This is a genomic window from Ornithinimicrobium pekingense DSM 21552 (assembly GCF_000421185.1).
GTDB lineage: Bacteria > Actinomycetota > Actinomycetes > Actinomycetales > Dermatophilaceae > Ornithinicoccus > Ornithinicoccus pekingensis.
In genome coordinates, this window is the sequence record NZ_ATWJ01000001.1 from 1 (window position 1) to 16267 (window position 16267).

At 69.5% G+C, this 16267-nt stretch carries 27 protein-coding genes; all 27 read right to left on the bottom strand.

The genetic code is table 11. From position 1 onward, the window contains the following. Positions 1-374: 374 nt before the first annotated feature. The gene (locus K330_RS0100005) at positions 375-1361 is read right to left on the bottom strand and encodes a zinc-binding dehydrogenase (protein WP_022919806.1); all 987 of its coding nucleotides are present in this window, start codon (positions 1359-1361) and stop codon (positions 375-377) included. 15 nt (positions 1362-1376) lie between these two features. Beyond that, positions 1377-2213 carry a tRNA pseudouridine synthase A gene (locus K330_RS0100010; protein WP_022919807.1) on the bottom strand — a complete coding sequence of 279 codons (837 nt, stop codon included), beginning with the start codon at positions 2211-2213 and terminating at the stop codon, positions 1377-1379. A 132-nt stretch (positions 2214-2345) separates the two neighbouring features. Continuing rightward, a complete protein-coding gene (rplQ, locus tag K330_RS18075) occupies positions 2346-3020 on the bottom strand; it encodes a 50S ribosomal protein L17 (RefSeq protein WP_022919808.1) in 675 nt (224 codons plus the stop codon). A gap of 28 nt (positions 3021-3048) precedes the next feature. Then, positions 3049-4071 (bottom strand): DNA-directed RNA polymerase subunit alpha, encoded by a 1023-nt coding sequence (locus K330_RS0100020; RefSeq protein ID WP_022919809.1) that lies wholly within the window; start codon positions 4069-4071, stop codon positions 3049-3051. A gap of 178 nt (positions 4072-4249) precedes the next feature. Next, entirely contained in the window at positions 4250-4858 is a 609-nt protein-coding gene (rpsD, locus tag K330_RS0100025; RefSeq protein ID WP_022919810.1) for a 30S ribosomal protein S4, read from the bottom strand. Between the two features lie 26 nt (positions 4859-4884). Beyond that, a complete protein-coding gene (gene rpsK / locus K330_RS0100030) occupies positions 4885-5292 on the bottom strand; it encodes a 30S ribosomal protein S11 (RefSeq protein ID WP_022919811.1) in 408 nt (135 codons plus the stop codon). Between the two features lie 163 nt (positions 5293-5455). Continuing rightward, on the bottom strand, positions 5456-5833 hold the full coding sequence (gene rpsM, locus K330_RS0100035) for a 30S ribosomal protein S13 (protein ID WP_022919812.1): 378 nt from the start codon (positions 5831-5833) through the stop codon (positions 5456-5458). A 223-nt stretch (positions 5834-6056) separates the two neighbouring features. Then, positions 6057-6170: a 50S ribosomal protein L36 gene (gene rpmJ / locus K330_RS0100040; RefSeq protein WP_006592630.1), complete on the bottom strand. Its 114-nt coding sequence runs from the start codon at positions 6168-6170 to the stop codon at positions 6057-6059. 82 nt (positions 6171-6252) lie between these two features. Further along, positions 6253-6474, bottom strand: a complete 222-nt coding sequence (gene infA / locus K330_RS0100045) for a translation initiation factor IF-1 (protein ID WP_022925313.1) — start codon at positions 6472-6474, stop codon at positions 6253-6255. A gap of 91 nt (positions 6475-6565) precedes the next feature. Next, a complete protein-coding gene (gene map, locus K330_RS0100050; protein WP_022919815.1) occupies positions 6566-7435 on the bottom strand; it encodes a type I methionyl aminopeptidase in 870 nt (289 codons plus the stop codon). A 22-nt stretch (positions 7436-7457) separates the two neighbouring features. Then, positions 7458-8033, bottom strand: coding sequence for an adenylate kinase (locus K330_RS0100055; RefSeq protein ID WP_022919816.1), 576 nt, complete (start codon positions 8031-8033; stop codon positions 7458-7460). Beyond that, a complete protein-coding gene (gene secY / locus K330_RS0100060) occupies positions 8033-9358 on the bottom strand; it encodes a preprotein translocase subunit SecY (protein WP_022919817.1) in 1326 nt (441 codons plus the stop codon). The genes K330_RS0100055 and secY overlap by 1 nt, the downstream gene beginning before the upstream one ends. 186 nt (positions 9359-9544) lie before the next feature. Then, the gene (gene rplO, locus K330_RS0100065) at positions 9545-10003 is read right to left on the bottom strand and encodes a 50S ribosomal protein L15 (protein ID WP_022919818.1); all 459 of its coding nucleotides are present in this window, start codon (positions 10001-10003) and stop codon (positions 9545-9547) included. Between the two features lie 2 nt (positions 10004-10005). Next, positions 10006-10188: a 50S ribosomal protein L30 gene (gene rpmD, locus K330_RS0100070; protein WP_022919819.1), complete on the bottom strand. Its 183-nt coding sequence runs from the start codon at positions 10186-10188 to the stop codon at positions 10006-10008. After that, the gene (rpsE, locus tag K330_RS0100075) at positions 10188-10847 is read right to left on the bottom strand and encodes a 30S ribosomal protein S5 (protein WP_022919820.1); all 660 of its coding nucleotides are present in this window, start codon (positions 10845-10847) and stop codon (positions 10188-10190) included. Before rpsE ends, rpmD begins: the two co-directional genes overlap by 1 nt. Before the next feature lie 31 nt (positions 10848-10878). Then, a complete protein-coding gene (gene rplR, locus K330_RS0100080) occupies positions 10879-11253 on the bottom strand; it encodes a 50S ribosomal protein L18 (RefSeq protein WP_022919821.1) in 375 nt (124 codons plus the stop codon). A gap of 3 nt (positions 11254-11256) precedes the next feature. Beyond that, entirely contained in the window at positions 11257-11796 is a 540-nt protein-coding gene (gene rplF / locus K330_RS0100085; RefSeq protein WP_022919822.1) for a 50S ribosomal protein L6, read from the bottom strand. 32 nt (positions 11797-11828) lie between these two features. Beyond that, a complete protein-coding gene (rpsH, locus tag K330_RS0100090; protein ID WP_022919823.1) occupies positions 11829-12227 on the bottom strand; it encodes a 30S ribosomal protein S8 in 399 nt (132 codons plus the stop codon). Positions 12228-12373: 146 nt separating this feature from the next. Then, positions 12374-12559, bottom strand: coding sequence for a type Z 30S ribosomal protein S14 (locus K330_RS0100095; protein ID WP_022919824.1), 186 nt, complete (start codon positions 12557-12559; stop codon positions 12374-12376). A 3-nt stretch (positions 12560-12562) separates the two neighbouring features. After that, positions 12563-13150 carry a 50S ribosomal protein L5 gene (gene rplE / locus K330_RS0100100; protein ID WP_229665842.1) on the bottom strand — a complete coding sequence of 196 codons (588 nt, stop codon included), beginning with the start codon at positions 13148-13150 and terminating at the stop codon, positions 12563-12565. Positions 13151-13155: 5 nt separating this feature from the next. Beyond that, complete coding sequence (gene rplX / locus K330_RS0100105) at positions 13156-13500, bottom strand: 50S ribosomal protein L24 (protein ID WP_022919826.1); 345 nt, start codon at positions 13498-13500, stop codon at positions 13156-13158. A gap of 3 nt (positions 13501-13503) precedes the next feature. Continuing rightward, positions 13504-13872, bottom strand: coding sequence for a 50S ribosomal protein L14 (gene rplN / locus K330_RS0100110; protein ID WP_022919827.1), 369 nt, complete (start codon positions 13870-13872; stop codon positions 13504-13506). Between the two features lie 121 nt (positions 13873-13993). Beyond that, positions 13994-14323, bottom strand: a complete 330-nt coding sequence (gene rpsQ / locus K330_RS24415; protein WP_022919828.1) for a 30S ribosomal protein S17 — start codon at positions 14321-14323, stop codon at positions 13994-13996. Beyond that, complete coding sequence (gene rpmC / locus K330_RS0100120) at positions 14323-14574, bottom strand: 50S ribosomal protein L29 (protein ID WP_022919829.1); 252 nt, start codon at positions 14572-14574, stop codon at positions 14323-14325. Before rpmC ends, rpsQ begins: the two co-directional genes overlap by 1 nt. Then, complete coding sequence (gene rplP, locus K330_RS0100125; protein ID WP_022919830.1) at positions 14574-14993, bottom strand: 50S ribosomal protein L16; 420 nt, start codon at positions 14991-14993, stop codon at positions 14574-14576. The genes rpmC and rplP overlap by 1 nt, the downstream gene beginning before the upstream one ends. After that, the gene (gene rpsC, locus K330_RS0100130) at positions 14993-15874 is read right to left on the bottom strand and encodes a 30S ribosomal protein S3 (RefSeq protein WP_022919831.1); all 882 of its coding nucleotides are present in this window, start codon (positions 15872-15874) and stop codon (positions 14993-14995) included. The genes rplP and rpsC overlap by 1 nt, the downstream gene beginning before the upstream one ends. After that, on the bottom strand, positions 15874-16248 hold the full coding sequence (gene rplV / locus K330_RS0100135; protein WP_040657530.1) for a 50S ribosomal protein L22: 375 nt from the start codon (positions 16246-16248) through the stop codon (positions 15874-15876). The genes rpsC and rplV overlap by 1 nt, the downstream gene beginning before the upstream one ends. Positions 16249-16267: the final 19 nt, after the last annotated feature.

The following is a 16267-nucleotide window of genomic DNA, read 5'->3' on the forward strand; positions in this document are numbered from 1 at the left end:
CACCGGGGGCGGCACGACGCGGCAGTAAACAAAATAAACTATGGCATCAATAATCTGACACGCTGTTGAGTTCTCAAGGATCGGACGCACACCGCCGTTCCGCCACCTTCAGTGGCTTCCCGTCCGGGGCAACCTCTCCAGCCTACCCGATGCTCTGCCCGCCTTCCAAATCCGTGTCCGGACCGGGTCGTGGGGGCTTCGCGAGGATTCGCTGGTGCGCTTCCCGCAACTGCGGGGCAGCGAAGAAGAACTATACGCCCCTGCGGACGTGGAGTCCAAATCGGCTCCGGGCCCGGGTCCGCCGGCGGCGCCAGCGAGCCTGTCTGCGCAGGTCACAGCCTTCTGCCCGCTGCCCGGCGGCGGCGCGCCGCCCCTCAGCCGGCCCCGGCCTCGACGGTGATGCCGATCTTGCCGACCAGCTCCCCGCTCTGCATCCGGTGGAGGGCGTCGCGCGTGCGCTCAAGGGGGTAGGTGCTGTCGATCTCGGGGCGCAGCCCCGTGCTGGACACGAAGCGGCACAGCTGGCGCAGCTCGGCCAGGGTGCCCATCGTGGACCCCACCACGCGCAGCTGCCTGAAGAAGATCTTGGTCAGCTCGGCCCTGGCCGGGGCGTCACCCGAGGTGGCGCCGCAGATGACGATGGTGCCGCCGGGGCGCAGCGCGTTGACGGAGTGCGACCAGGTGGCTGCGCCGACGCTCTCCAGCACAGCGTCCACCCGGGCGGGCAGCCGCGCGCCCGGCTCGAAGGAACGCTCCGCGCCCAGTCCCTCGGCGCGGGACCGCTTGGTCTCGTCCCGGCTCGTCACCCAGACGGTCAGCCCGGCGGCCACCCCGAGCTGGATCAGTGCCGTGGCCACTCCCCCGCCGGCGCCCTGCACGAGCACCGTGTCCCCCGGGCGTACGTCGGCGTTGCGGAAGAGCATCCGGTAGGCGGTCAGCCAGCTCGTCGACAGCGCCGCGGCCTCGACCGCGCTGAGGTGGCCGGGCCGAGGGACCCAGTGACCGTCCGGCACGACGACCTGCTGGGCCAGGGTTCCCTGGTGCAGCTCGGAGAGCAGGGACCGGCGCGGGTCGAGGGTGATGTCGTCTCTCCACCCAGGGGTCCCGGCGACGACCGGAAGAACCACGACCTCACCCAGCTCTGGGTGCCGGGCCACGGCGTCGCAGCCCAGGGTCATGGGCAGCCGGTCCTCCGGCAGCCCCACCCCGCGCAGCGACCACAGGTCGTGGTGGTTGAGCCCGGCCGCGACGACGGGCAGCACCGTCCACCCCTCGCGCTCCTGCGGTGCTGGGCGCTCACCGACCACGAGCCCGGACAGCGGGTCCTCGGCGGAGACGGTGGCGGCGTAGGCGGCGAGCATGGCCCCAACCTAGCCTCAGGTCTCGAGCCGGCGCACGGCACGGCTCTCCGCGTCCCGGGCTGCGAGCGCCCGTTCCCCCTGGGGGTAGACGATCTCCTCCAGGCACAGCCCGTGCGCGGCCATCACCTGCACCCCGGGGTCGCGGTGCCGGGCCTGCAGCACCTGGCCCGGCCACCCGACCGGACGTCGACCCTCCCCCACGGGCACCACGGCCCCCACGAGTGCCCTGACCATGCTGTGGCAGAAGGCGTCGGCCTCCACCACGCCGACAAGGGTCCCGTCGGCCTCCCGCCGCCACCCGTAGGCCAGCAGCGTCCGCACCGTCGTCGCGCCCGCTCGGGGCCGGCAGAACGCGGCGAAGTCGTGCAGCCCGGTCAGGGAGGAGGCGGCAGCGTCCATGGACCCCACGTCCAGGGGGCGGCGCCAGACCACCGTGTCGCGGCGCCGAAGCGGGTCGAGGAGGTGGGGCTGGTCGCAGACGCGGTAGGTGTACCTGCGGCGCAGCGCGGAGAAGCGCGCGTCGAAGACGTCCGGGACCGGGACCGCGGCCCGGACGACGACGTCGGCGGGCAGGACTCCCCGCAGCCGGCTCACGAGCGCCACCCCCGGGGGGCGGTCGGAGCGGCCCGGCACCGCACCCCATACCTCGGGCTCGACGTCCAGGTGGCAGACCGACCCCCTGGCGTGGACACCCGCGTCGGTGCGTCCGCCCACGGTCAGCCGAGGAGGGTCCGTGCGCAGGACGGTGCCGAGCGCGGCCGAGAGCGTCTCCTCGACGGTGCGCAGACCCGGCTGGCGGGCCCAGCCGGAGAAGTCCGTCCCGTCGTAGGCGAGGTCGATCCTGATACGCACCCGTCCATCCTGCCCTGAGGGCGGCCGCCAGGGGCGCCACCCCGGTTCGGGCGTTCCGGTGCACGGCAAAGGCCGCTCTCCCCGTCGGGGAGAGCGGCCTTCGTCGGGCGCGGCGTCCGGGGACGCCCCGGCTCACTTCGAGGTGTTGTCGTCCTCGTCCGCGTCGTCGGCCCCGCCGGAGACCATCGCGGCCTCGGTGGTGTCCTCGGCGGTCTCGTTGTCCTCGACCTCGGTCACCTCGCCCGCGGCCGCGACGTCGGCGCCCTGCTCGGCGGCAGCGTCGGCGGCCTCCACCTCGGCCTGGGTCTGGTCGACCTCCGCCTCGTCGGTGGTGGTGGGCTCCTCGGCCGCCAGCTCGGCGTCCGTGATCGGGGCCTCGGACGCCTTGCGGCCCTTGGCCGCGCGCTTGGTGGCGCCCTCGGCCTGGGTGACGACGGCCTTCTTGGCCACCGGCTCGCGGACGAGCTCGATCACGGCCATGGGGGCGTTGTCGCCCTTGCGCGGCGCGATCTTGGTGATGCGCGTGTAGCCGCCCTCGCGGTCGGCCATGTCGGGCGCGATCTCGGTGAAGAGGCGGTGCACGACCCCCTTGTCCCGGACGGTGGCCAGGACGCGGCGGCGGTTGTGCAGGTCGCCGCGCTTGGCGAAGGTGACCAGGCGCTCGGCCAACGGGCGCAGGCGCTTGGCCTTGGCCTCGGTGGTGGTGATGCGGTCGTGCTCGAAGAGGGCGGTCGCCAGGTTAGACAGGATCAGACGCTCGTGCGCCGGACCGCCGCCGAGGCGCGGGCCCTTCTTGGGTGCAGGCATTTAGATGACTCCTCGCGTGAAGTAGATATCAGTACTGCTCGTCCTCGACGAACGCGGCGTCGCCCTCGTCGTCGTAGGACCCGTCCTCGTAGCTCGCCGCGCCCTCGAACCCGGGCGGGCTGTCCTTGAGCGCGAGGTTCATCTCGGCCAGCTTGTCCTTGACCTCGTCGATGGACTTGGCACCGAAGTTGCGGATGTCCAGCAGGTCGGCCTCGCTGCGACCCACGAGCTCACCGACGGTGTGGATGCCCTCGCGCTTGAGGCAGTTGTAGGAGCGCACCGTCAGGTCCAGCTCCTCGATCGGCAGCGCCAGGTCGGAGGCGAGCGCGCCGTCACCGTTGGACGGCCCGATCTCGATGCCCTCGGCCTCGACGTTGAGCTCGCGGGCCAGGCCGAACAGCTCGACCAGCGTCTTGCCGGCCGAGGCCATGGCGTCACGCGGGGTGACCGAGTTCTTGGTCTCCACGTCGACCACGAGGCGGTCGAAGTCGGTGCGCTGCTCCACACGGGTCGCCTCGACCTTGTAGGTCACGGCCAGCACGGGCGAGTAGATGGAGTCGACCGGGATCCGGCCGATCTCCTGGTCGCCGAACTTGTTCTGGGAGGCCGAGACGTAGCCGCGACCGCGCTCGACGGTCATCTCCATCTCGATCTTGCCCGAGTCGTTCAGCGTGGCCAGGTGCAGGTCGGGGTTGTGGATCTCCACGCCTGCCGGCGGCGCGATGTCCGCCGCGGTGACCGCGCCGGCCCCCTGCTTGCGCAGGTACATCACGACGGGCTCGTCGTGCTCGCTGGAGACGACCAGGCTCTTGAGGTTGAGGATGATCTCGGTGACGTCCTCCTTCACCCCCGGGATGGTGGAGAACTCGTGCAGCACGCCGTCGATGCGGATGCTGGTCAGCGAGGCGCCGGGGATGCTCGAGAGCAGGGTCCGGCGCAGGGAGTTGCCGAGGGTGTAGCCGAAGCCCGGCTCGAGCGGCTCGATGACGAACCGGGAGCGGTTGTCGGCCACGACCTCCTCGGAGAGGACGGGACGCTGTGCGATGAGCACTGTTTTCTTTCCTTTCCATGGGCGACCGCTATATGACGCCCAGTGATGGGACCGGCCTCCCGGCCGGTCGCACGCCATACCTCTGTCCGTACGGCGTGCTGGTGCCCCCGGACAGCCAGGAGCTCGCGCACGAGGCGAACCCCTGGCCGTGGGGGTCTGGGGGCAGAGCCCCCGGCGATCAGTTCTTCGAGTAGAGCTCGACGATCAGCTGCTCGGTGAGGATCGTGTCGATCTGCTCACGCGTCGGCAGCTGGTGGATGAGGATCTTCAGCGAGCCGGGCACGACCTTCATCCAGGCCGGGACCGGGCGGTCGCCGAAGGTCTCGCGGGCGAGCTGGAAGGGGAAGGTCTCGACCGACTGCGGGCGGATCTCGATGATGTCGTACTGCGAGACGCGGTAGGACGGCACGTCGACGCGCTGGCCGTTGACCAGGAAGTGACCGTGGGTCACCAGCTGGCGGGCGGCGCGGCGGGTACGGGCCAGGCCGGCACGGTAGACGACGTTGTCGAGACGCGACTCCAGGATGATCAGCAGGTTCGCGCCCGTCTTGCCGGGGCGGCGGGCCGCCTCGGCGTAGTAGCGGCGGAACTGCTTCTCCATGACGCCGTAGGTGAAGCGGGCCTTCTGCTTCTCCTGCAGCTGGGTCAGGTACTCCTTCTCCTGCGAACGGCGACGGCCGTGCTGCCCCGGGGGGAACGGACGCAGGTCGAAGTTCTTGTCGCCGCCGACGAGGTCGACCTTGAGCCGGCGGGACTTCTTGGTGATGGGGCCGGTGTAACGGGCCATGTTTCTCTCTCCCTACCTTCCGGTGCTCAGTTACGACGCTTCTTGGGCGGACGGACCCCGTTGTGCGCCTGGGGCGTCACGTCGGAGATCGCGCCGACCTCGAGGCCTGCGGCGGTCAGCGAACGGATCGCCGTCTCCCGGCCCGAGCCCGGGCCCTTGACGAAGACGTCGACCTTGCGCATGCCGTGGTCCATGGCACGACGAGCAGCGGCCTCGGCGGCCATCTGCGCGGCGTAGGGCGTCGACTTGCGCGAGCCCTTGAACCCGACCTGGCCCGAGGAGGACCAGGCGATGACGGCACCGGTGGGGTCGGTGATCGAGATGATGGTGTTGCTGAACGTGCTCTTGATGTGAGCCTGCCCGAAGGCGACGTTCTTCTTCTCCTTGCGGCGCACCTTGCGCGCGCCGGCAGCCTGACGGCTCTTGGGGGGCATGTGGTTTCTCCTAGCGGAAGAGCAAGAAATCTGGTGTCCGCAGGTCTGTGTCGTGACGGCCGAAGGCCGGTGCCTTGGCCCCGGACCACCGAGCGAGGTGGGTTGTCCTGGGGAAGGTGAGCACAGATGCGGGGGTAGTCGGGGGCAGCGCCCCCGACCGTGATTACTTGCCGGCCTTCTTCTTGCCGGCGACGGTGCGCTTGGGTCCCTTGCGGGTGCGCGCGTTGGTCTTCGTGCGCTGACCGTGCACCGGCAGCCCACGGCGGTGCCGCAGGCCCTGGTAGCTGCCGATCTCGACCTTGCGGCGGATGTCGGCGGCCACCTCACGGCGCAGGTCACCCTCGAGGCGGTAGCTGCCCTCGAGGTGGTCACGCAGAGCGACCAGCTGCTCCTCCGTCAGGTCCTTGACGCGGACGGACGGGTCGACACCCGTCGCCTCCAGCGTCTGCTCGGCGCGGGTGCGGCCCACGCCGAAGATGTAGGTGAGAGCGACCTCGACGCGCTTGTCGCGCGGCAGGTCGACACCGATGAGTCGTGCCATGTGGCAGTGCTCCTTGGGTCTTGCGAGAGTCTGGTGCAGCACCGGTCCGCATCTTCTGGTGGGCCTTCGCCCGCGGTCCCCGGCTCTCGCTGCCGGGGGTGACGTCCCGTGTCGACGGGGGTCGGGTGCTGCTTCTTCATGGTCGTGCGTATGGAGTTGTGTCGCGCTGGGTGCGCTGCTCGCTGCTCGCGAGAAGCCTGCGGCGCGTGCGGTCGCTCTCTGCTCAGCCCTGGCGCTGCTTGTGGCGCAGGTTCTCGCAGATCACCATGACCCGACCGTTGCGGCGGATCACCTTGCACTTGTCGCAGATCTTCTTCACGCTCGGCTGAACCTTCATGGCCTGCCTGCTTTCAAAGGATCTGGGATGGACTTGCTGGGCACAGTGACGGACCCCCTTCGACACAGGGGGCCCGGTGGGGTCAGCGGTAGCGGAAGACGATCCGGCCGCGAGTCAGGTCGTACGGGCTGAGCTCCACGACAACCCGGTCCTCGGGGAGGATCCGGATGTAGTGCTGACGCATCTTCCCGGAGATGTGAGCCAGCACAACGTGACCGTTGGTCAGCTCGACCCGGAAGTTTGCGTTCGGGAGGGCCTCGACAACCGTGCCCTCGATCTCGATGACGCCGTCCTTCTTCGCCATGTCCTCCACTTTTCGCGTGACTTCACTGCATCGGCCCCGACAGGGCCGACGCACCATGCTACGGGACGTGGCAGGGCAAAGGCCAATCCGCTCAGCCGGGAAGGGGGGCGAACGGGGCGCCGCGGGCCGCGAGCTCGGCCGCTCCCCCGTCGTGAGCCGTCAGCACCCACAGGCCCGCGTCGGTGACGGCGACGGTGTGCTCCCAGTGGGCCGCACGGCTGCCGTCGGTGGTGACCACGGTCCAGTCGTCGTCGAGGGTGCGCGTGTCGATCGTGCCGAGGGTGACCATCGGCTCGACGGCGAAGGTGGCACCCGAGGGCACCGTGGGGCCGGCGGAGCCGATCGCGTAGTTGGGCACGCTGGGGTCCATGTGCATCTCCCGGCCGATGCCGTGGCCGACGTAGTCCTCCAGGATCCCGTAGTCCAGCACGCTGCCCTCCGCGCGCCGGCGCTCCAGCGCCTCCTCGAGCGAGGCCTCGACCGCGTCGCCCACGGCATACAGGCGCTGCCCCGCACGCAGGGCCGCGAGCCCGTCCCACAGAGAGGTCTCGGTGTCGTCCATGAGGGCCAGGTCGGCGGCCGAGGCCCGGTCACGACCGCCGACGACCAGCGTGATCGCCGCGTCCCCGTGCCAGCCGTCGAGGATCGCCCCGCAGTCGATGGAGACCAGGTCGCCGTCCTGCAGCACCCGGTCCCCCGGCACCCCGTGCACCACCTCGTCGTTGACGGAGATGCACAGGCTGCCGGTGAACCCGTGGTAGCCGAGAAAGCTGGGCAGGGCCCCGGCGGAGCGGATCGCCTCCTCGGCGAGGCCGTCCAGCTCCCGGGTCGAGACGCCTGCGACGGCGCGCTCGCGCGCCAGGGCCAGGGTGTCGGCGACGACCAGCCCGGCCCCGCGCATGGCGCGCAGCTCGTCTGCGGTCTTGGACTCGATGCGCGCACGGCGCCGGAACAACGACATCAGGTCTGCGGTGGTATGGCGCTCAGGCGCGGGAGGCCCGGGAGAGCGCGGCCTCGATCCGGGCGGTGACGTCCTGCACCGAGCCCATGCCGTCGACCTGGGTGAGCAGGCCCCGCTCCCGGTAGACCGCCGCCAGCGGGGCGGTCTCCTCGGCGTAGATGCGCATCCGCTCGCGGATGACGTCCTCGGTGTCGTCGGCGCGTCCCTGCTCCACCGCGCGGGCCAGCAGACGGGAGACGACCTCGTCGGTGTCGACGGTCAGCTCGACCACCGCGTCGAGAGCGTGGCCCGACCCGGCGAGCATCGTGTCCAGCGCCTCGACCTGCCCGGTCGTGCGGGGGTAGCCGTCGAGCAGGAAACCCTGGGCCGCGTCGTCCTCGGCCAGCCTTTCGGCCACGATCGCGTTGGTGATCTCGTCGGGCACGTAGCCGCCCGAGGCGGTGATCTCCTTGACCTGCAGCCCCAGCGGGGTCTGCCCGGCGATGTTGGCGCGGAAGATGTCGCCCGTCGAGATCGCCGGGATGCCGTGGGCCTGCGAGACGAGGGCGGCCTGGGTGCCCTTTCCGGCACCGGGGGGACCGAGCATGATCAGGCGCATCAGCGGAGGAACCCTTCGTAGTCGTGCTGCTGGAGCTGGGACTCGATCTGCTTCACCGTCTGCAGACCGACGCCCACGATGATGAGGATGGAGGCCCCGCCCAGCGGGAAGTCGGTCACCTGCAGCATGTTGAACGCGATGAGCGGGATGAGCGAGAGCACCGCGAGGTAGAGCGCGCCCGGGGTGGTGATCCGGTTGATCACGTACTCGAGGTACTCGGCCGTGGGCCGACCGGCCCTGATGCCGGGGATGAAGCCGCCGTAGCGCTTCATGTTGTCGGCCACCTCGGTCGGGTTGAACGTCACCGACACGTAGAAGAACGTGAAGAAGATGATCATCGCCGTGTAGAGCAGCATGTAGACCCAGTGCGTGCCCTGCCCGGACATGCCCATCGACAGGTAACGGTCGATGAAGGTCACCCATCCCTCGGGCTGCTGCGTCGGGTCGACCGGCCGGTTGAAGTTGGCGATGAGCTGCGGCAGCATCAGGATCGAGCTGGCGAAGATGATCGGGATGACGTTGGCCATGTTGAGCTTGAGCGGGATGTAGGTCGAGGTCCCGCCGTACTGCCGGCGCCCGACCATCCGCTTGGCGTACTGCACCGGGATGCGGCGGCTGGACTGCTCCACGTAGACGACCGCCGTCATGATCGCCAGGCCGAGCAGCATGACGATGACGAACGTGGTGACCGACTGCTGGTAGATCACCGACAGCGAGGAGGGGAAGGTCGCCGCGATCGAGACGAAGATCAGCAGCGACATGCCGTTGCCGATGCCCTTCTCGGTGATGAGCTCCCCCAGCCACATGATCAGGCCGGTGCCCGCCGTCATGGTCAGGACCATCAGCACGAGGGTGCCGACGCCGTCGTCGGGCATGATCGTCGTGCAGGTGCCGCCGAACAGGCGCGCCGGCTCACGGGCGATGACCACGAGCGTCGAGGCCTGCAGCACCGCCAGCCCGATCGTCAGGTAGCGGGTGTACTGGGTCATCTTGGTCTGACCCGCCTGCCCCTCCTTCTTCAGCTCCTCGAAGCGCGGGATGACCACCGTCAGCAGCTGCACGATGATGGCAGCCGTGATGTAGGGCATGATCCCGAGGGCGAAGACCGACAGCTGCATCATCGCGCCGCCGGAGAAGAGGTTGGCCATCCCCAGGACGCTGCCGGCCTGGGTCGCGAACTGCTGGCACTGCTGGACCAGCCCGTAGTCGATCCCGGGGCTCGGGACGTGCGTGCCGAGCCGGTAGATCGCCATGATGCCGAGCGTGAAGAGGATCTTGCGGCGAAGATCCGGCGTCTTGAACGCACGCACGAAGGCGGAGAGCATTCGGTGGTCCTCCTGTGGTCCCCCGCCGCCCGCTCACGAGCTGCGAGATGTCGGCGCCGGGGAGCGGGCTTGATCGCAGACGACGATAACACTCGCCGCACTGCGTACGGAACGACGGACGACGTGAGGCCCCGGGTCGCGGTGCGCGACCCAGGGCCTCACGGCATACGGTGGCGGCCTGGTGGCTCAGGCCTCGGTGACGGACCCGCCCGCAGCCTCGATCTTCTCCTTGGCGGAGGCCGAGAACTTCGTGGCGGTGACGTCGACCTTGACCGCGATGTCGCCCTGGCCCAGCACCTTGACGGGCTGGTTCTTGCGGACGGCGCCCCGGGCCACCAGGTCCTCGACGGTGACGGTGCCGCCCTCGGGGAACAGCACCCCCAGCTGGTCGAGGTTCACGACCTGGTAGGTGGTCTTGAACGGGTTCTTGAACCCCCGCAGCTTGGGCAGCCGCATGTGCATCGGGGTCTGCCCACCCTCGAAGGTCTCCGGCACCTGGTAGCGGGCCTTGGTGCCCTTGGTGCCGCGACCGGCGCTCTTGCCCTTGGAGCCCTCACCGCGACCCACGCGGGTCTTGGCGGTCTTGGCCCCCGGGGCGGGACGCAGGTGGTGGACCTTCAGCGCCTTGGTGTCGCGCTCGCTCATGGTCAGTCAACCTCCTCGACGGTCACCAGGTGGGCGACCGTGCGGACCATGCCACGGAACTCCGGGCGGTCCTCCTTGATCACGGTGTCGCCGATCCGCTTCAGGCCCAGGCTGCGCACCGTCTCGCGGTGCATGTGCTTGGTCCCCACGGTCGACTTGACCTGGGTCACCTTCAGACGGGTCATCATGCACCTGCCTTCTCGGCACGCGCGGCGGCGCGGGCCCGCAGCATGGCGGCCGGGGCGACGTCCTCGACGGACTTGCCGCGCCGGGCCGCGACGGCCTCGGGCTGCTCCAGGCCCTTGAGGGCCGCGACGGTGGCGTGCACGATGTTGATCGCGTTGTCCGAGCCGAGCGACTTGCTCAGCACGTCGTGGATGCCCGCGCACTCCAGCACGGCGCGCACCGGACCACCGGCGATGACACCGGTACCGGCGCTGGCCGGCTTGAGCATGACGACGCCGGCGGCGTCCTCACCCTGGACCGGGTGCGGGATGGTGCCGGCGATGCGGGGGACGCGGAAGAAGTTCTTCTTGGCCTCCTCGACCCCCTTGGAGATCGCGGCCGGCACCTCCTTCGCCTTGCCGTAGCCGACGCCCACGGTGCCGTCACCGTCGCCCACCACGACGAGCGCGGTGAAGCTGAAGCGGCGGCCGCCCTTGACGACCTTGGCGACGCGGTTGATGGTGACGACGCGCTCCAGGTACTGGTTGCGGTCGTCCTCGCGGGAGCCGCGGCCGCGGTTGTCGCGGTCACGGTTGTCGCGGCCGCCCCGACGGTTGTCGCGGGCGTCACCGGCGGTGTTGCTGTCGCCGGAGCCGCGGCGCTGGAAATCACCAGCCATGGTCAGTTCCTCTTTCCGTTGGTCGGGGTGGTCACAGGGACAGTCCGCCCTCGCGGGCGCCGTCGGCGATCGCCGCGACCCGGCCGGCGTAGCGGTTGCCACCCCGGTCGAAGACGGCCGCGTCGACCCCCAGGGCCTTGGCTCGCTCGGCGAGGAGCTCGCCGACGCGACGGGCCTTGGCGGTCTTGTCACCGTCGAGCGAGCGCAGGTCGGCCTCCATGGTGGACGCCGAGGCGATGGTCCTGCTCTGGGTGTCGTCGACCAGCTGGACGAAGACGTGACGCGAGGAGCGGTTCACCACGATGCGGGGACGCTCACCGGTGCCGGTGACCTTCTTGCGCAGGCGCAGGTGACGGCGGTTCTTGGCCGCGGTCTTGCTCCGGGCGCGCTTGACGATCTGTGCCATGGCTTACTTACCAGCCTTTCCGACCTTGCGGCGGATGTGCTCACCCTCGTAGCGCACGCCCTTGCCCTTGTACGGGTCCGGCTTGCGCAGCTTGCGGATGTTGGCAGCGATCTCGCCGACCTGCTGCTTGTCGATGCCCGAGACCGAGAACCGCGTGGGGTTCTCGACCTGGAAGGTGATGCCCTCCGGGGCCTTGATCGTGATCGGGTGCGAGTAGCCGAGGGCGAACTCGAGGTCGGTGCCCTTGGCCACGACGCGGTAACCCGTGCCGTGGATCTCCAGCTTCTTGGTGTAGCCGTTGGTCACGCCCTCGACCATGTTGGCGATCAGGCTGCGGGTCAGGCCGTGCCGCGAGCGCGACTCGCGCTCGTCGTCAGGTCGCGAGACCTGCAGCGAACCGTCCTCGGCCGCCTCGACCGTGATCGGCTCGGCCACGTCGAGCGCGAGCTGGCCCTTGGGACCCTTCACGGTCACGGTGGCGCCGTCGATGGTCACGTCGACGCCTGTGGGGATGGTGATGGGAAGTCGTCCGATACGAGACATCTTCTACGTTCTCCTTTCGTACTTTCCTCGGATCACCAGACGTAGGCGAGGACTTCCCCGCCTACACCCTTCTCGGCGGCCTGACGGTCGGTGAGCAGGCCGGAGGACGTGGAGATGATCGCCACGCCCAGGCCGCCCAGCACGCGGGGCAGGTTGGTGGACTTCGCGTAGACGCGCAGACCCGGCTTGGAGACACGGCGCACACCGGCGATGGAACGCTCGCGGTTGGGGCCGTACTTCAGGTCGATGAGCAGCGTCCTGCCAACCTCGGCGTCCTCGGAGGTCCAGGAGGCGATGTAGCCCTCGGACTTGAGGATGTCGGCGATGTTGGCCTTGAGCTTTGAGTACGGCATGGCGACCTGGTCCTTGTGCGCCGAGTTGGCGTTCCGGATCCGGGTCAGCATGTCCGCGATCGGGTCGGTCATGGTCATGGGGCTTCGTGCCCTTTCTCATCGCGGTTTCGTTCCCCGGGCGGGGCGACGGCAGCGCCGTCTCCCCCTTCGGGGACCGACCTTCGATGTTCCAGGTGGAAAGTGGTCTGTACTTGTGGCTTAGCGTGCCCGGGCGGCTGCCCGGGTCACCAGCTGGACTTGGTCACGCCGGGCAGCTCGCCCCGGTGCGCCAGCTCGCGCAGGCAGATCCGGCACAGGCCGAACTTGCGGTAGACCGAGTGCGGGCGGCCGCACCGCTGGCAGCGGGTGTAGGCGCGCACGGCGAACTTCGGCTTGCGGTTGGCCTTGTTGATCAGCGCGGTCTTGGCCATGCGTCAGTTCTCCTTGAACGGGAAGCCCAGGCGCTTGAGCAGCGCCCGACCCTCGTCGTCGTTGGTGGCGGTGGTCACGACCGTGATGTCCATCCCGCGGACACGGTCGATCCTGTCCTGGTCGATCTCGTGGAACATCGACTGCTCGTTGAGGCCGAAGGTGTAGTTGCCGTTCCCGTCGAACTGACGGGGCGAGAGACCACGGAAGTCGCGGATGCGCGGCAGCGCCAGCGCGAGCAGCCGGTCCAGGAACTCCCACATGCGGTCGCCGCGCAGCGTGACGTGCGCGCCGATCGGCATACCCTCGCGCAGCTTGAACTGCGCGATCGACTTGCGGGCCTTGGTCACCGCGGGCTTCTGCCCGGTGATCGTGGCCAGGTCGCGGATCGCGCCCTCGATCAGCTTGCTGTCGCGAGCCGCCTCACCGACACCCATGTTGACCACGATCTTGACCAGACCGGGCACCTGCATGGTGTTGGCGTAGCCGAACTCCTCCAGGAGGGCCGGCTTGATCTCGTCGGCGTAGCGCTGCTTCATCCGCGGGGTGGCGCGCACGCCCGTCTCCGCGGTCTCGTTCATCGTCTCAGTCATGAGGCTCACAGGTCCTTACCCGAGCGCACCGCGACACGGGTGCGCACCGTCTTGGTCCGACCCTCGCGCTCCTCGGTCTCGACGCGCGTCTTCACCCGGGTCGGCGTCTTGGTCTCGGGGTCGACCACCATCACGTTGGACACGTGGATGGGGGCCTCCTGGACCTGGATGCCACCGGTGTTGACGCCGCGGTCGCCGCCGGCGCGGGTGTGCTTGGTGATGCGGTTGACGCCCTCGACCAGGACCCGGTCGGTCTCCGTGTAGACGGCGATGACGCGGCCCTGCAGGCCCTTGTCCTTACCCGCGATGACCTGCACGAGGTCGTTCTTCTTGATCTTCATCTTTGCCATGGCTCAGATCACCTCCGGCGCGAGCGAGACGATCTTCATGAACTTCTTGTCGCGCAGCTCGCGGCCCACCGGGCCGAAGATGCGGGTGCCCCGGGGGTCACCGTCGTTCTTGAGGATGACCGCCGCGTTCTCGTCGAAGCGGATGTAGCTGCCGTCGGGACGACGACGCTCCTTGCGGGTGCGCACGATGACCGCCTTGACGACGTCGCCCTTCTTGACGTTGCCGCCGGGGATGGCGTCCTTGACGGTGGCCACGATGGTGTCCCCGATGCCCGCGTAGCGGCGACCGGAGCCACCGAGCACGCGGATGCACAGGATCTCCTTGGCACCGGTGTTGTCGGCGACGCGAAGTCGCGACTCCTGCTGGATCACTGTTCGTTCTCCTAGGTGTCAGCTGGTTCTCGCCCCGCCTGCTGCGGGGCCGAGCCTGGCCGAACGTCGAAATGTGTTCTGCGTGGGGTACCCGGGGGGCCGAAAGCCCCCCGGGAAAGTGTTACTTGGCCTTCTCGAGGATCTCCACCACGCGCCAGCGCTTGGTGGCGCTGAGCGGGCGGGTCTCCATGATCAGGACGCGGTCGCCGACGCCGGCGGTGTTGCCCTCGTCGTGCGCCTTGACCTTGTGGCTCTTGCGCAGGACCTTGCCGTAGAGCGCGTGCTTGACGCGGTCCTCGACGACGACCACGACGGTCTTGTCCATCTTGTCGCTGACCACGTAGCCCTGGCGGGCCTTGCGGTAGTTGCGGTCACCGCCGTGGCCCAGCGCGGACTCGGTCGGCTCGTGCGCCTCGGTGGTGGTCGCGGTGCTCTGGGTGTTCTCGCTCATCAGCCCACCTTCTCCTCGCTCTGTGCGGCCTCGCGGCCGATGCCGAGCTCGCGCTCGCGCATCTCGGTGTAGATGCGTGCGATGTCCTTGCGGACGGCACGCAGGCGGCCGTGGCTCTCCAGCTGGCCGGTCGCGGACTGGAACCGCAGGTTGAACAGTTCCTTCTTGGCCTCGGCCAGGGCGTCGGCCAGCGGGCCGTCCTCGAGGCCGCGGAGCTGCTCGGGGGTCAGGTTCGCAGAACCAATCGCCATCAGATGTCACCACCCTCACGGGAGACGAAGCGGGTCTTCATGGGCAGCTTGTGCATCGCCAGGCGCATCGCCTCGCGGGCGACGTCCTCCGACACGCCGGAGAGCTCGAAGAGAACTCGCCCCGGCTTGACGTTGGCGATCCACCACTCCGGCGAGCCCTTGCCCGAGCCCATGCGGGTCTCGGCGGGCTTCTTGGTCAGCGGGCGGTCCGGGTAGATGTTGATCCACACCTTCCCGCCACGCTTGATGTACCGGGTCATCGCGATACGGGCGGACTCGATCTGCCGGTTCGTGACGTAGGCCGGCTCCAGGGCCTGGATGCCGTAGTCGCCGAAGGCGACGGTGGTGCCGCCCTTGGCCTTGCCGCTGCGCCCCGGGTGGTGCTGCTTGCGGTGCTTGACTCGACGGGGAATCAACATCAGGACTGCTCTCCCTCGGTGGTAGCGGGGGCGGCGTCGGCCGGAGCAGCGCTCACCGAGGACTCGGCGGGCTCCGTCGCGGCGGGCGCGCCGGACGGGGCGTCGTCGCGGCGGGGGCCACGGCCACCACCACGGCGGTCGCCACGGTCACCACGGGGGCCACGGTCACCGCGGTCGCCACGACGGCGGTCACCACGCGGTCCGCGGTCGCCGGCGGCGGCCTCCTCGCGGGCCAGCTCCTTGGCGGTCAGGTCGCCCTTGTAGATCCAGACCTTCACGCCGATGCGGCCGAAGGTGGTCCGGGCCTCGTAGAAGCCGTAGTCGATGTTCGCGCGGAGGGTGTGCAGCGGCACGCGGCCCTCGCGGTAGAACTCCGAGCGGGACATCTCCGCACCGCCGAGGCGGCCGGAGCACTGGATCCGGATGCCCTTGGCCCCGGCGCGCAGCGCCGACTGCATACCCTTGCGCATCGCGCGACGGAAGGTCACGCGCGCGGCGAGCTGCTCGGCGATGCCCTGGGCGACCAGCTGGGCGTCGACCTCGGGGTTCTTGACCTCGAGGATGTTCAGCTGAACCTGCTTGCCGGTGAGCTTCTCCAGCTCCCCGCGGATGCGGTCGGCCTCGGCGCCGCGGCGGCCGATGACGATGCCCGGGCGGGCGGTGTGGATGTCCACGCGCACACGGTCACGGGTGCGCTCGATCTCGACCTTGGAGATGCCGGCGCGGTCCATGCCCTGCGAGAGCAGGTTGCGGATCGCGACGTCCTCCTTCACGTAGTCGCGGTAGCGCTGACCCGGCTTGGTCGAGTCGGCGAACCAGCGGCTGCGGTGGTCGGTGGTGATGCCCAGGCGGTAGCCGTTCGGGTTGATCTTCTGCCCCATCAGCGGGCACCTCCCTTGGTGGTCGTCGGCACGGCGCTCACCTTGACGGTGATGTGCGACGTCCGCTTGTTGATGCGGCTGGCGCGGCCCTGGGCGCGCGGCCGGAACCGCTTCATGGTCGGGCCCTCGTCCACGTAGGCGGCGGAGACCACGAGCGCGGTCTCGTCGAACGCGGTGCCGGTCTGGTCGGCCGAGAACCGGGCGTTGGCGACGGCGCTGTTGAGGACCTTGAGCACCGGCTCGCTGGCGCTCTGCGGCGCGAACCGCATGAGCGCGACCGCCTCCGGGACGCGCTTGCCGCGGATCAGGTCCACGACACGGCGTGCCTTCATGGGCGTCACCCGGACGAACCGGGCCTGCGCCTTGGCTTCCATGGTGCTTCCTTCGTTGATG

Coding starts and splice junctions, on each gene's coding strand:
- rplV (WP_040657530.1), bottom strand. CDS start 16,248: ATGGAAGCCAAGGCGCAGGCCCGGTTCGTCCGGGTGACGCCCATGAAG.
- rpsQ (WP_022919828.1), bottom strand. CDS start 14,323: ATGAGCGAGAACACCCAGAGCACCGCGACCACCACCGAGGCGCACGAG.
- infA (WP_022925313.1), bottom strand. CDS start 6,474: ATGGCGAAGAAGGACGGCGTCATCGAGATCGAGGGCACGGTTGTCGAG.
- rpmC (WP_022919829.1), bottom strand. CDS start 14,574: ATGGCGATTGGTTCTGCGAACCTGACCCCCGAGCAGCTCCGCGGCCTC.
- map (WP_022919815.1), bottom strand. CDS start 7,435: ATGTCGTTGTTCCGGCGCCGTGCGCGCATCGAGTCCAAGACCGCAGAC.
- rplX (WP_022919826.1), bottom strand. CDS start 13,500: ATGGCAAAGATGAAGATCAAGAAGAACGACCTCGTGCAGGTCATCGCG.
- rpsH (WP_022919823.1), bottom strand. CDS start 12,227: ATGACCATGACCGACCCGATCGCGGACATGCTGACCCGGATCCGGAAC.
- rpmJ (WP_006592630.1), bottom strand. CDS start 6,170: ATGAAGGTTCAGCCGAGCGTGAAGAAGATCTGCGACAAGTGCAAGGTG.
- rplE (WP_229665842.1), bottom strand. CDS start 13,150: ATGACTGAGACGATGAACGAGACCGCGGAGACGGGCGTGCGCGCCACC.
- rplO (WP_022919818.1), bottom strand. CDS start 10,003: ATGAGCGAGCGCGACACCAAGGCGCTGAAGGTCCACCACCTGCGTCCC.
- K330_RS0100095 (WP_022919824.1), bottom strand. CDS start 12,559: ATGGCCAAGACCGCGCTGATCAACAAGGCCAACCGCAAGCCGAAGTTC.
- rpsE (WP_022919820.1), bottom strand. CDS start 10,847: ATGGCTGGTGATTTCCAGCGCCGCGGCTCCGGCGACAGCAACACCGCC.
- rplF (WP_022919822.1), bottom strand. CDS start 11,796: ATGTCTCGTATCGGACGACTTCCCATCACCATCCCCACAGGCGTCGAC.
- rpsK (WP_022919811.1), bottom strand. CDS start 5,292: ATGCCCCCCAAGAGCCGTCAGGCTGCCGGCGCGCGCAAGGTGCGCCGC.
- rpsD (WP_022919810.1), bottom strand. CDS start 4,858: ATGGCCCGTTACACCGGCCCCATCACCAAGAAGTCCCGCCGGCTCAAG.
- rplP (WP_022919830.1), bottom strand. CDS start 14,993: ATGTTGATTCCCCGTCGAGTCAAGCACCGCAAGCAGCACCACCCGGGG.
- rpsC (WP_022919831.1), bottom strand. CDS start 15,874: ATGGGGCAGAAGATCAACCCGAACGGCTACCGCCTGGGCATCACCACC.
- rplQ (WP_022919808.1), bottom strand. CDS start 3,020: ATGCCTGCACCCAAGAAGGGCCCGCGCCTCGGCGGCGGTCCGGCGCAC.
- rpsM (WP_022919812.1), bottom strand. CDS start 5,833: ATGGCACGACTCATCGGTGTCGACCTGCCGCGCGACAAGCGCGTCGAG.
- K330_RS0100005 (WP_022919806.1), bottom strand. CDS start 1,361: ATGCTCGCCGCCTACGCCGCCACCGTCTCCGCCGAGGACCCGCTGTCC.
- K330_RS0100055 (WP_022919816.1), bottom strand. CDS start 8,033: ATGCGCCTGATCATGCTCGGTCCCCCCGGTGCCGGAAAGGGCACCCAG.
- rpmD (WP_022919819.1), bottom strand. CDS start 10,188: ATGACCCGTCTGAAGGTGACCCAGGTCAAGTCGACCGTGGGGACCAAG.
- rplR (WP_022919821.1), bottom strand. CDS start 11,253: ATGGCACAGATCGTCAAGCGCGCCCGGAGCAAGACCGCGGCCAAGAAC.
- secY (WP_022919817.1), bottom strand. CDS start 9,358: ATGCTCTCCGCCTTCGTGCGTGCGTTCAAGACGCCGGATCTTCGCCGC.